At 68.4% G+C, this 12,586-nt stretch carries 8 protein-coding genes and 2 pseudogenes; 5 read left to right on the top strand and 5 right to left on the bottom strand.

Annotated features, from left to right (window positions below):
* Positions 1–81: 81 nt before the first annotated feature.
* Positions 82–699 (top strand): hypothetical protein, encoded by a 618-nt coding sequence (locus ACFVWW_RS28190; RefSeq protein WP_386877436.1) that lies wholly within the window; start codon positions 82–84, stop codon positions 697–699.
* A 15-nt stretch (positions 700–714) separates the two neighbouring features.
* On the opposite strand, the gene ACFVWW_RS28185 is transcribed toward ACFVWW_RS28190, so the two are convergent.
* A complete protein-coding gene (locus ACFVWW_RS28185; RefSeq protein ID WP_386877437.1) occupies positions 715–1,494 on the bottom strand; it encodes an SDR family oxidoreductase in 780 nt (259 codons plus the stop codon).
* Between the two features lie 852 nt (positions 1,495–2,346).
* Between ACFVWW_RS28185 and ACFVWW_RS28180 the strand changes: the two genes are divergently transcribed.
* On the top strand, positions 2,347–2,850 hold the full coding sequence (locus tag ACFVWW_RS28180; protein WP_384183703.1) for a GNAT family N-acetyltransferase: 504 nt from the start codon (positions 2,347–2,349) through the stop codon (positions 2,848–2,850).
* A 107-nt stretch (positions 2,851–2,957) separates the two neighbouring features.
* Here ACFVWW_RS28180 and ACFVWW_RS28175 read toward each other — a convergent pair.
* Positions 2,958–4,011 (bottom strand): annotated as a pseudogene (locus tag ACFVWW_RS28175) (IS701 family transposase).
* 267 nt (positions 4,012–4,278) lie between these two features.
* Between ACFVWW_RS28175 and ACFVWW_RS28170 the strand changes: the two are divergent.
* Positions 4,279–5,025: a phosphotransferase family protein gene (locus ACFVWW_RS28170; protein WP_386877438.1), complete on the top strand. Its 747-nt coding sequence runs from the start codon at positions 4,279–4,281 to the stop codon at positions 5,023–5,025.
* A 993-nt stretch (positions 5,026–6,018) separates the two neighbouring features.
* On the opposite strand, the gene ACFVWW_RS28165 is transcribed toward ACFVWW_RS28170, so the two are convergent.
* On the bottom strand, positions 6,019–8,115 hold the full coding sequence (locus ACFVWW_RS28165; RefSeq protein ID WP_386877439.1) for a bifunctional glycosyltransferase 87/phosphatase PAP2 family protein: 2,097 nt from the start codon (positions 8,113–8,115) through the stop codon (positions 6,019–6,021).
* Positions 8,116–8,402: 287 nt separating this feature from the next.
* Between ACFVWW_RS28165 and ACFVWW_RS28160 the strand changes: the two are divergent.
* Together ACFVWW_RS28160 and ACFVWW_RS28155 are read left to right on the top strand one after the other, a co-directional pair.
* Positions 8,403–9,070, top strand: a pseudogene (locus ACFVWW_RS28160) (O-methyltransferase).
* 289 nt (positions 9,071–9,359) lie between these two features.
* Positions 9,360–11,183 (top strand): glycoside hydrolase family 71/99-like protein, encoded by a 1,824-nt coding sequence (locus tag ACFVWW_RS28155; protein ID WP_384183716.1) that lies wholly within the window; start codon positions 9,360–9,362, stop codon positions 11,181–11,183.
* A gap of 74 nt (positions 11,184–11,257) precedes the next feature.
* Here the strand turns inward: ACFVWW_RS28155 and ACFVWW_RS28150 are convergent, their stop codons facing one another.
* Positions 11,258–11,944: a hypothetical protein gene (locus tag ACFVWW_RS28150; protein WP_386877440.1), complete on the bottom strand. Its 687-nt coding sequence runs from the start codon at positions 11,942–11,944 to the stop codon at positions 11,258–11,260.
* Positions 11,944–12,567: a hypothetical protein gene (locus tag ACFVWW_RS28145; protein ID WP_386877441.1), complete on the bottom strand. Its 624-nt coding sequence runs from the start codon at positions 12,565–12,567 to the stop codon at positions 11,944–11,946. Before ACFVWW_RS28145 ends, ACFVWW_RS28150 begins: the two co-directional genes overlap by 1 nt.
* Between the last annotated feature and the right edge of the window lie 19 nt (positions 12,568–12,586).

Genomic DNA, 12,586 nt, shown 5'->3' with positions numbered 1-12,586 from the left:
CGCCGTTCGGCGAAGCTCATACACCGATCGGGATCACTGCCCAACGGTGTGGGCGGACGCGGAAGTACAGGAGATCTTGTCGTGCCTGTCGCGGTAGCTCTCGGGCTGGGCGCGGCGCTTGGTGTAATTGGCCCGCTCGCAGGCAAATTCGATAACCCGATTTGCCATGCCGTGGCCCTTGTCTTTTCCGGGGGATGGTCGTGGGCGTGTTTCGCCTTTCTGGTGGGTTATTCCCGCCGGTCCAAGATTGAGTCGGCACTGCTGCCTTCTTCGGCGTTGGCCATCGGCGTGGTCGTGTACTACCTCTTCAAGTTTCTGAGCCCCGCTGCTCCGATCGGACGCGTTATCTCTGGCGGGTCCGGGGAGGGCCTCGCTTCCAGTATCCTGGTCTGGGGAATAGCAGCTTTCGCCTTCGGTGCGCCTGTGGGGCTCGTGGGAAACCTGGCGCGAACGCCCGGTATCGCCGGCCTTCCGTTCCGCCTGCTTGTGCCGTTGATCGCTTTCATTGAGACCTCTGAGCGGTTGAGCACGGAGGCGGACTCGCAAGGGCTGATTGTCGCTATAACCTGGAACGCGATTCGCGTCGTTACAGCCGTTGTCGCCGTGGCTCCCGTGGGGCACACGGTGTGGAGCTGGCGTGCTCGGCGCAGCCGACCCAAGGCGCGGGCGGAAGTTGGCGCGTCAGCGAGGCGCCTCTGACGCATCGCAATGCGGCTACCAGTCGAGTGCGATCGGTACGAAGGGAGCGTCCTCCGGTGCTGCTTTGCGGGCCTCCAGAGCGGTCCTGGCGGGCGCGCCCACCGGGACGCGGAGCGGAGGATCGGGCTGTTCGATCGTGTCGGCGACCGCGGCGGCCACTTCCTCGGGGGTGATGGTCTCGAAGATGGACGTGCCGCGCAGAGGGCCGAATTGTTTGAACAGGGGGGTGTAGGGGTCGTTCTCCGTGAAGAAGGACTTGGCGCGCTCGACTGCGCCGGAGGAGACGGAGCCCGGCTGGAGGATGCTCACCTTGACGCCGAAGTGGCCTGCCTCGACGGCCAGCGTCTCGGCGAACGCCTCCAATGCCCACTTGCTGGCGGCGTAGGGGCCGATGATCGGCACCACGAGTCGGCCCTGGATGCTGGAGACGAAAACCAGTCGGCCCGCGCCTCGTTCGCGCATGGCGGGCAGCACACCCTGCACCACCCGCAGGGGGCCGAAGGTGTTGAGCTGGAAGAGGGCTTCGACCTCGGAGATGGGCACATTCTCCAGGGACGCGCGGACCGTCGCGCCGGCGTTGCTGACGAGCACGTCGATCTCTCCGGCGGCACGGAGGGCCTCATCCACACTCTTCTGATCGGTGACATCGAGGCGCAGACGCTGGTCGACGGGGAGATCGTCGAGGTCTTCGGGCCGGCGGGCGGTGGCGACGACCCTGTGGCCGCGGGCGGCGAGTTCGATCGCGATGGCCCGACCGATGCCCCTGGAGGCGCCGGTGATGAGCACGGACGTCATGTCGGTCTCCTGTCCCGCCGGCCAAGTTGGTTCGATTTTCGAATCTGCTGACACGCATTACAGCAGCAGAGTGAGTCAGAAACGCGAATCGACAGGCGGCGGATCATGACGACTCCCCTGCGGGACGTGCTAGGCCGTGCGAGGACGGGGCAACCGCCTGATTACCATGCATACGGCGACGGGAGAGGAAATATGAGCGAGAGAACCGATGGCGTCAGAGGGCGAAGCGTCAGGGCTTCACATTCCGCACTGCGGCACCTCGGCGCTATGCATCTGAGCGGAGCCATACTCCTGCTCACGTTCCTGGTGCCGCCGTTGTGGATGCTGGACGCCGCCTACGCAACCCCGCCAGGAGATCCCACCGCGGACTCTCCCTTGGTCCTCCTCCTCGTTGTGCCGATGGCATGCGCAAGCTTCCATGTGATGGTGCAGATCCCGGCTGGGCTTTTGGGAGCCTGGCTGGGCAGACGCCGCACGACACTGGTCAAGTACGGGAGCGCGGTCGTAGTAGCAAGCGCACTGAGTCTGCTCCTCTTCTGGAGCCTGGGATGGAACGCCTGGGGCAGCATCCTGCCGGCGTGGGCTGACGCCATGGTGCGCGGATCGATTGGTCTGGCCGGCTACATGTGGGTCATGCGAGCCCAGCCTGGATCCGTACGGCACGGACAAAGCTGATCGCCAGACGCCCCGTCCATGATCCGCCAGACGGGCCCCAACGGGCTCTCCCGCAATTGGTCGTGAGGCGTGTTGGCCTGGCTCCTGAGGCAAGGGCCCGCTACGCGGAGCCGCGCCAGTAATAGCCCTTAGTACTCCAGCTGTAGTTCGTGATGATCAGTGGGGCAAAGTGGGGGCATGACTACGTACGAGACGATGCCGTTCCACCTTGAGACCGAGCGGCTGATACTGCGGCCATGGGCCGAGTCGGACGCCGCTGAGTTCTGCGTCCTCCTCTCCGAACGCGGCAAGGGAACCCCCACGGTTGAGCGCATCCAGACGTCCATCGCGGAGCTGCTCACTGCGACGGCGACTACGGGGATCGCCCTGTTGCCCATCCAGCGCCGTGACGAAGGCGACTTCATCGGCTACTGCGGGCTGATCATCGGCCGCTCCACCGTAGAGGAGCCTGAAATCGCGTATGAGCTGTTCCAGCGCGCGCATGGGCGTGGCTACGCCACCGAGGCGGCCGGCGCGGTGCTCGATGCCGCTATCGCGACCGGGCGGAAGCGGCTCTGGTCGACCGTCGGTGCGTGGAACACACCGTCGCTCCGCGTCCTTGAGAAGCTCGGGTTCGAGCGGGATCACGTTTCCACGGAAGACAACGGTGAAGTCGTCTGGCTCACACGCTCGTTGCCGTGACGTGAGAGCACGCTCCCGGGGCTTCATGTTCCACATGATCGAGTGAGCTCCGGCGGAGCGCCATGCATGCCGAGATCGGTTAGTGCTCCGGGTGTAGATCGTGATCTTTATGTCTGGGCTGCGGCTTGTCGACGGTAATGGCTGGCCTGTGATCGTGCCTGATGGCGGCGTCGCCAGTCGGACCAGCCGATCCGGTGAGCGAGGTCGTTCAGTGGCCGGACGACGATGGTGAGGAACAGGTGCTGGATCTCGTTGCAAGTCAGCGGGGCCGGGTCGTCCGAACCAGTGCGCCGTGCATGCTCGTCTGCGCGGACGACGGCGAGGAAGGCGTGAGCGAGCATGGCGAGGGTGACCCAGCGGCTCCAGGACGGTAGCGGCAGACCTGGTGTTCATCGAGTCCGGCCAGCCCCTTCCCGGACTGGAAGGTTTCCTCCACCCGCCATCTGGATCCCGCCGTCCTGACCAGGGTGCGCAACGGAGCCGGCCCGGTGGAATGGCAGCGGTAGTAGGCGAGGTGGCTACTTCGGCCGAGCAGGCAACCGCGAGGACATAGCCCAGACCGCGTTCCTCCAGGGCCGCCCGCAGTTTCGGGTTGCCGCCGTAAACTTCATCGCCCGTCACCCAGTCGATACGATGCCCGGCGTCCAGGAACCGTTCGATCACAGTGCGGGCCAGCTCCGACTTGGTCGCGAAGACGGTGTCCTCGGCCAGCCCGGCCGCCCGACAGCGGTCCGGGTCCGAGGTCCATGAGCGGGGGACGTACAGCTCCCGGTCCACGGCCGCGTGTCCCCGTGCCCCGGCGGAGACGAGATAGACGGCGACCTGGGAGTTCTCAATCCGGCCGGCGGTTCCGGTGTACTGGCGCTGGACCCCTACGGTACGGGTGCCCTTCTTCACGTCGCCGGTCTCGTCCACGACCAGGATCGCCTCCTCGTCGTGGAGATGTTCCACGACGTACTCGCGTACATCGTCACGCACCGCATCGGCGTCCCACGACGCCCTGCACAGCAGATGCCGCATGCCGTGCGGGGACTTTTCCCCCGCCCACTCGTCGATCGTCCAGCAGTTCTTGCGGGGCAGGTCCAACAGCAGCCCCAGCATCAAACGTCCGGCCCGCAGCCGGGGTTCGACCCGGGCGAAGCGGCCCGCAATACGGCCCATGGCCGCCTCGAACGCGTGCCGCCAACGGCCTGTATCTATGCTTTGACCTGCGGCCACCGTCTCATCGTCAGTCCACACAACTCACGATGATCAACGGTGGCTGCACCCGTATCCGCACTGGCCCCGACCAGCAAGATCACGATCTACAGCTGGAATATTAGGACCCGGGCAGCGGTCGGTGTCGTGCATGAGGCCGCCGGGTAGCCGCGCAATCGCACGCGATAAACCCTGCGACGCAGACGGTCATCCCCGGGATACTGGTCGCCCATGGATGAGGTCAAAGTTGTCGTCGCCCATTCCGAGCGCGCGACCCTGCGCGTCGGCGATGTGTTCCTGAAGGTGGATGCCGATCAGGCGCGCATCGACGTCGAGGTCGAGGCGATGGCCCTGGCGCCGGTCCCGACCCCGGAGGTCCTGTGGCGCAAGCCGCCCGTGCTCGCGATTGCCGCGGTCCCGGGGACGGCACTCGGCCGCCTCGGCGAGCCGTCGACCGCGTCCCCGGCGGCGTGGGCCGCGGCGGGTGCCGCCATCCGGAAGTTGCACGACGCGCCGTTGCCGCCCTGGCCCGGCGGGGCCGGCCGGGACCTCGACGCACTCGCGGCGGATCTCGACGGCGAGTGCGAGCGGCTCGTGACGAACGGCGTCCTGCCCGCCGACCTGGTCACCCGCAATCGCCAGGTCGCCGAGGCCGCGCTCCGGCCGTGGACTCCGATGTTCACGCACGGCGACCTGCAGATCACTCACGTCTTCACCGAAGACGACGAGATCACCGGCATCATCGACTGGTCCGAGGCAGGCCAGGGCGATCCCCTGTACGACCTCGCCACCCTCACGCTCGGACACGAGGAGCACCTCGGTGACGTCGTCGCCGGCTATGGCACCGACGTCGACCTCGACGTGATCCGCGCGTGGTGGTCGTTACGAAGCCTGCTGGTGGTTCACTGGCTGGTCGAGCACGGCTTCGACCCGTTCATGGCGGGCTGTGAGGTCGACGTGCTGAGATCCCGGATGTGAGGCTGCGCGGGCCCGCTGCTATGAGTGCGTTCTGGCACATCGAGCAGGCCATCTCCTGGGGTGCATCGCCTGCCCTTATTCCCGACAAAGCAGATGACCGCGCAGCCGAGGGTGACGAACGCGTGGTGGAGTCGCGGATCTCCCAGCGGTAGACGCCCAGGCCGGAGCCGTGCCCGGTGCCGCGCCGGGCGATGTGCGGGGTGATCTGGAACCGGCGGACCTTGTCCCGGTAAACCTCGTGGTCATAGCCTCGGTCGGCGTACAGGTGCTTGGGGCGGCGCAGTGGCTGTAGGGGGACACCCGGATTTACCAGTCCTCACGCCGGAACTGCGTCGAACACGCCAACGCCGAACACCGCCAGTGGAGCGATCACCGGCCCGGTCTCCGACCGCACCACCCAGCGCCGGACGAGCACCGAACTCGTGCCCGTCTGCCGATGACCTGCTGAACCAACCACCAGCCTCCAGGCCAACACGCCTCACGACCAATCGCGGGAGAGCCCGTAATCGCACCCCCTGACGCATGACCGACCGACGGGGGATCCAATCGGCCGGTCAAATGGGTGTATATCAGGGCATCGAGCGTCTCTCGTACCCGCCTCTGAGGTGTCATGCGGTCACAGAGCTCAGACACCAGCTTGCGCCTCGGCCACGGACGGTGGTCGGTCGCTAAGCCTTGCCGGGCCGCCCCATTCCACTGCCGCGCAGACCACCCACCGGCCTGGCGGCCGGGAACGGGCCCCAGGAAACAGCGGATCTTCCCCGGGGAACCCTCCCCCGGCCGCCCCCCTCAAAGAGTCACTTGCGGTGGAGGGACGGGGGTCACGGGTGGAGCGCAGCGGAATCGGCGTAGCCGACGCGACGCAGGAGCGCCCTTGACGCCCGACCCGCAACCGCGACACTCACACAGAAAGGGGCGGCCCCACCCGACACCACACAACCCGACCCACCCCGAATACCCCTCGGCCCTCACCCGCAGACAACAACCCCGCCCCTACCCCGCCGGGACGGACTCACCGCCGGTCGCCCGCTTCCCCTCCGGGAACGGGTCCGCCTTCGCCCGCGACTCTGCCTGCCCCCGCGCCCCTGTCCGCGCTCGATCCCCGTCCCCATCCCCCGACGACCGTAGCTCCGGCAGCAGCTCTCGTCGGCCCGCCAGTACGTACGTCAGCGCGAAGCCCGTGCCCACCACAGCCGCGCCGCCCACCGCGTCCAGCACCCAGTGGTTGGCCGTGGCGACGATCGCGCACACCGTGAAGAGCGGGTGCAGCAGACCGAGCAGCTTCATCCACAGCTTCGGCGCCAGGATCACGATCACCACACCGCACCACAGCGACCATCCGAAGTGCAGCGAGGGCATCGCCGCGTACTGGTTGGTGACCGCCGTCATCGCCCCGTAGTCCGGGTTCGCGAGGTCCTGCGGGCCGTGCACGGTGTCAATGAAGCCGAGCCCCGGCATCAGCCGCGGCGGGGCCAGCGGGTAGAACCAGAAGCCGATCAGCGCCAGGACCGTGGCGAAGCCGAGTGAGGAGCGCGCCCAGCGGTAGTCCGCGGGGCGGCGTACGTACAGCACAGCAAGGATCGACAGCGGCACCACGAAGTGGAAGGACGTGTAGTAGAAGTTGAAGAAACTTTCGGCCCACTTCGCGTTCACGACCGCGTGGTTGACCCAGTGCTCGATGTCGATCCCGAGCGCCCGCTCGATCGAGATGATCTGACGGCCGTGCTCCTCGGCGGCCGTGCGGCCGCCCGTCGCGGCGAGGCGGATATGGGAGTAGGCCGAGTATCCGACACGTATGACGAGCAGTTCGAGCAGCAGGTTCGGGCGGCTGAGCAGCCGGCGCCAGAACGGTGCCAGCGGGACACGGCTCCAGCGCGCGGGCACCGGCCGCGCGTATTCGGTCGGCACCGGTCTCTCGAAATACGGCGAGGTACGCGTCAGGAACGGCACCGCGCATGCCGCCGCCAGCGCCGCGATCAGCGGCACGTTCTCCCGTATCGGGTGCAGCGGCGCCATGTTGGGCAGCATCATCTTCCCCGGCAGCGTCATCAGCAGCACCACCACCGCCGGCCAGACCAGCCGGTCCCCGGCCCGCGTCCCGACCCGGCCGACGAGCGCCAGCAGGATCCACAGCAGCTGGTGCTGCCAGGCCGTCGGTGAGACGGCGACCGCCACGCAGCCGGTCAGCGCGACGGCGAGCAGCAGCTGTCCGTCCCGGGCGTAGCGGACCGCGCGCCGCAGGCCGAGCGCGATGACGACCGCCGCCAGGACGACGAAGAGCGCGACTTCCAGGGGCCCTTCGAGGCCGATCCTGAGCAGCGCGCCGTGCAGGGACTGGTTGGCGAGGTTGTCCGGGCGTTCGCCGAGGCCCGCGCCCGCCACGTGGTGTACCCAGTACGTCCAGGAGTCCGCCGGCATGGCCGCCCACGCGAGGGCCGTGGCACCGGCGAAGGTGCCCGCGGTGGTGACGGCGGCCTTCTTCCGGCCGGTCAGCCACAGCAGCGGCGCGAAGAGCAGTACGGCGGGCTGGAGGGCCGCGCCGACGCCGATGAGGACGCCGGAGCTTCGCTCACCGCGTACGACGAAGCAGCCGAGCAGCACCAACAGGACGGGGATGATGCTGGTCTGGCCGAGATAGAAGCTGTTGCGTACCGGCAGGGACAGCATGAGCAGGCTGATCGCGACCGGCGCCGCCAGCAGTCCGGTACGGCGCGAAACGCGGCCCGGGAGGGCACGGGCCACGACGAGTCCGAGGGCGACGACGAGCAGCAGGGTGCCGAAGGTCCACGCGATGCCGAGGCTCCGCTCGGCCGAGCGTGCCAGCGGTTTGAGGACGAGGCCGGCGAACGGTGTGCCGGTGAACTGTCCGGTGTCGTACAGCGAACCCGTCACATGCAGCACACCGTTGTCACCGATCCAGGTCCCCAGATCGGTCAGCCGTTCACCGGGCGGCTGCCGTAGCACCGCCGCCGCCTGTCTCACCGCCAGTACGGCGGCGACCAGCCAGAGAACTGCCCGGGCCCTGCCGAGCCCGGTTCCCGCAGTACCCGCCGCCGCACCGCCGTGCACGCTGTGCTCTGCATTCACCACGCCGCGCCGACCCTCCGTCCGAAAACGCCGTCCTTGGGGCATAGAGCCTCGCACTGCCCCGTCGAGAAGACTCAGGCAACCCCCTCTTCGCCTGACTGTCATCCCTGTTTTGTCTCAACGCCCATGACTTCCGGACTTTCGGTGACAACAGGCTGGGAACCACCACCTACCCCACCTACCCTCTGCGATATGTTCCAGGCGGGAACTAACTCAGGTTTCCCGGTTCCCGGCACCCCGGTATCCCGGTATCCCGGCACCCGGTACTCCGCCACCGATGAGAGGCCCTCATGTCCCAGGAGCAGTGGAACGCGGTCGACCGTTACTTCACCGATCAGCTCGTCCCCGCGACGAAGCGCTCTCGGCGGCCCTCGCCGCCAGCGACGCGGCCGGCCTGCCCGCCATCAACGTCGCCCCGAACCAGGGCAAGCTGCTCCATCTGCTGGCCGGCATCCAGGGCGCCCGTACGATCCTGGAGATCGGCACCCTCGGCGGCTACAGCACCATCTGGCTGGGCCGGGCGCTGCCCGAGGACGGCAGGCTGATCTCCCTGGAGTACGACCCCGCCCACGCCGACGTGGCCCGTGCCAATCTGGCGCGTGCCGGACTCGACAAGATCGCCGAGGTCAGGACGGGGGCCGCGCTGGAGACCCTGCCACGCCTCGCCGAAGAGGGGGCGGGCCCCTTCGATCTCGTCTTCGTCGACGCCGACAAGCCGAACAACCCGCACTATCTGGAGTGGGCGCTGAAGCTCACACGCCCGGGCAGTGTGATCATCGTCGACAACGTCGTACGGGGCGGGGCGGTCGCCGACGCGGCGAGCACCGAGCCCGCGGTGCGGGGCACGCAGCGCATGATCGAGCTGATGTCGGCCAATCCGCGGCTGTCCGCGACCGCGGTGCAGACGGTGGGCAGCAAGGGGTACGACGGCTTCGCGCTCGCCCGCGTACTCGCCTGACACACCGAGCACCACCCGCGCCGCCCGTACAACCCGAACCACCCGAACCACCCACACCGCCCGCATCACCCCCCCCCGCACCACCCCAGAGACACACCACCCGCACCACCCGCACCACCCGCGCCGCCCCAGAGACACACGCGGCACACCAGGCACCGGGGGGGCGTCGGCGTCAGAAGTATTGACATCAACTCCGGCATTTGTGAGTGTCGTTGACAAATGCTGACGCGTTCGCGTCGCGCGCGGGCACTGTCGCCGCGTCCCCCCACTCCCCAACCAAGGGAGCATCGTGCTCAGACGCCGGAAGATATTCCTCCGTACCGCCCTCGCCCTCTCCGTGGTCTCAGGCCTCCTCTGGGCAGGCACCGCCAACGTCCCCCAGGCCGACGCCGCCGCCCTCGCTCCCCCCAGCGTCAAGAACAAGGTCTACGCGGGCTATCAGGGCTGGTTCGCCGCCCCCGGCGACGGCTCCCCCGTCAATCAGTGGACACACTGGGCCGGCGGCAGGCAGCCGTCCCCGGGCAACCAGTCCTTCGAGCTGTACCCCGACATGCGCCAGTACGCCGCGTCGTCGTCGTTCCAGACCGGGTACGCCCCGCTCGGCAACGGCAGCCCCGCGACGCTCTTCTCCTCGTATCCCACCGATGTGGTGGACAAGCACTTCAGCTGGATGCAGCAGTACGGAATCGACGGCGCCGCGCTCCAGCGCTTCGGCAACGAGATCGCGGACCCCGCCTCGCCGCGCACGGCCCAGCGCAACGCCATCACCACCAAGGTGCGGACCGCCGCCGAGAAGTACGGCCGCGGCTTCTACGTCGAGTACGACGTCAGCGGGCTGACCGACGCCAATGTGGAACAGGTCCTCAAGGACGACTGGACCAATACGCTCAACGGCTCGATGAAGATCACCGACTCCCCCGCCTACGCCAGGGAGGGCGGCAAGCCGGTCGTCGAGCTGTGGGGCTTCGGCTTCGCCGACCGCCCCGGCTCAGCCGCGCAGGCGGAGCGCATCGTCAAGTGGTTCAAGGACCAGGGCCTTTACGTGATCGGCGGCGTCCCGCGCGGCTGGCGCACCGACACCGACGCCAAGCCCGGATTCGGCGCGGTCTACAAAGCCTTCAACATGCTCTCGCCGTGGATGGTCGGCTCCATCGGGGACACCGCGCCCCAACTGGCCGCCGACCGGGACGCGATGAACGCGAACGGACAGGACTACCAGCCCGTCATCTACCCGGGCTTCGCGTGGTCCAACTGGAACGGCGGCTCGCGCAACCAGATCCCGCGTAAGGGCGGTGACTTCCTCTGGCAGCAGGCCGCCAACGTACGCAAGGCCGGGGTCGGGCAGGCGTTCATCGCGATGTTCGACGAGTACGACGAGGGCACGGCCATCGCGCCGGCCGCCGAGGACTCCTCGATGGTCCCGACCAACCAGTACTTCCTGACGACCAGCGCCGACGGCAAGTTCGTCTCCTCGGACTTTTATCTGCGGCTGGCCGCCAAGGCGACGCGCATGATCACCGGTCAGGACCCGCTCTCCACCACGGTGCCGATCCCGCTCTCGGCCGGCCCCGTCTACCTCCGTACGAGCCTGGAGAAGGACGCCGACGCCCAGCCGACCTGGACCAACACCCCGGTCGGCGGCGGCACGCTCAATGTGACGGGGCCCGGTGGCACCGGAGCCCCCACCCTCGGCGTCGTCACCGGCGCTGACCATCAGCTCGGCCAGTCCGCGCTGCGCGCCCAGGGCCGTACGCCGTCGACGGCCCACTCGTACGTGTACTTCCAGGCGTTCGACGTCAGCATCCCGGTCGCCGCGACGACCAAGCTGACGTACGGCTTCCTGCCGAAGGACGCGGGCGGCCGCAGTGTGTCCGTCGATCTGATCCTGAGCGACGGGACGACGCTGAGGGACAGCGCCGCGACCACCACGACCGGGGTGGACATGCATCCGGGTGCCGCGAAGGGCACGGTCGGCAGCTGGACGAAGATCCGGAGCGACATCGGGACCTGGCTGAACGGGAAGACCATCACCAAGATCCTCGTCGGTTACGACCGGAGCGGCACGGCGGGCGACTTCAACGCGTTCATCGACGACATCGAGATCTCCAACTAAGGCGACACGCGAACGGAGGCGGCGGGCCGTCCCTTGCCCGTCGCCTCCGAGTTCGTCACCGCGTGGGCGCGGTGTCAGATCCGCAGCAGCCGTTCCGTCACTTCGCGGTAGCTCTGCAGCGCGAGCCGCAGGTCCTCCGTGTCGGAGCCGTCCGCCGAGCGGTTCTTGTCGCCCGCGGAGGTCCCGTCCCAGCTGGCGCGCAGCGAACGGGGCCGTTCGGCGAGCGCGCTCGTGAGTCGCTCGGCGGCCTCCTCCAGCACACCGGCGGCTTCCTCGACGGAGCGCCGCGGCCCGTCGACGAAGGTGTTGAGGGCCTCCTGCAGACGCAGGGTCAGCTTGTCGCTCTCGTCCTGGGGGAACAGCCGCGGATTCGCGCCGTCCGTCGCATGCCCAGGAGCCTTGCCGGAAGCCTTTCCGGCGGTTGTGCCGGGGGTCGTGGCGCGGGCCTTGTCGGCCGTTCCGCCCGGGACCGCGTCCGGGGCACGCGTCGGCATGGCCGGCTCGCGGACCTCGTGCGTGTCGTGGGACTGCCGGGTGTGCAGGGGCTTGACGGCCTCGCTCGTCCCCGACGTCGCGGGCTCCTCGCGGAGCTCACGGACCTCGCGGGCCTCAGGGGTCATGACGGCCCGCTCCTGCCCGGTCCTGGCGGTGTGCCCTGTCTGCCCGGTCCTGGGCGCCGGAGCGGCCTGCGGGGCCTTGGGGGCCTGCGCCGCCTCGGGTATTTCCTCATGCTTCTGGTCACTCTTCGGGTCGTACGTCATTACGCACCACTCCCTTTGGGCCGCAGTGAGAAGTTCCGGTTCCGGCCGGCGCTCCCGGGGCGGTTCTTTCCGCTCTCCTCCGGGTGGGCGAGGATCAGTTGCTCAAAGAGCTCGCGCGCGCCGACCATCGCCTCGCGCAGCTCTTCCGTGCTCGCGCCGCGGCCGTCGTCGGAGGCCACGTGATGCACCCTGCGGTAGCCGTCCACCTGGTGGGCGTGGTGTACGGAGAGGGCGTCGAGCTGGTCGTCGTACCGCGCGCTCGCGGGGTAGCCGCGCTCCCCCGCGAGCCGGGCCAGCAGCTTTTCCGCCTCGGCCACCGCGTCCTGCGGGGAGTCGACGAAGCGCTCCTGGAGTCCGGCCCACTGGGCCACGTACTGTTCGCGCTGGTCCGCGGGCAGGGGCTCGGGCCGCAGGTCGCCATGGCGCCGGACCCGGTCCGTCAGCTCGCGCTCGGCGGCCTTGGCGTCACCGTCATGGCGGGCGACGACACGGTCGTACTCCGGTCCGAACCGGCGCTTCAGTCCGCTTCGCCCGCTTCCCCTGCCGGGCCCGAGGTACAGGACCGCGGCCACAATGATCACAAACACCACGATCAGAGCGACGACGATCAGGACTGTGGACATGGTTGCCTTCCTGGTTCTC

Source organism: Streptomyces sp. NPDC058198 (genome assembly GCF_042882605.1).
Classification (GTDB): Bacteria; Actinomycetota; Actinomycetes; order Streptomycetales; family Streptomycetaceae; genus Streptomyces.
This window is presented reverse-complemented; position numbering and strand designations above follow the sequence as displayed.

Excerpts from the sequence above, each read along its gene's own strand:
- ACFVWW_RS28185 (WP_386877437.1), bottom strand. The coding sequence starts at position 1,494 with ATGACGTCCGTGCTCATCACCGGCGCCTCCAGGGGCATCGGTCGGGCC.
- ACFVWW_RS28180 (WP_384183703.1), top strand. The coding sequence starts at position 2,347 with ATGACTACGTACGAGACGATGCCGTTCCACCTTGAGACCGAGCGGCTG.
- ACFVWW_RS28170 (WP_386877438.1), top strand. The coding sequence starts at position 4,279 with ATGGATGAGGTCAAAGTTGTCGTCGCCCATTCCGAGCGCGCGACCCTG.
- ACFVWW_RS28150 (WP_386877440.1), bottom strand. The coding sequence starts at position 11,944 with ATGACGTACGACCCGAAGAGTGACCAGAAGCATGAGGAAATACCCGAG.
- ACFVWW_RS28145 (WP_386877441.1), bottom strand. The coding sequence starts at position 12,567 with ATGTCCACAGTCCTGATCGTCGTCGCTCTGATCGTGGTGTTTGTGATC.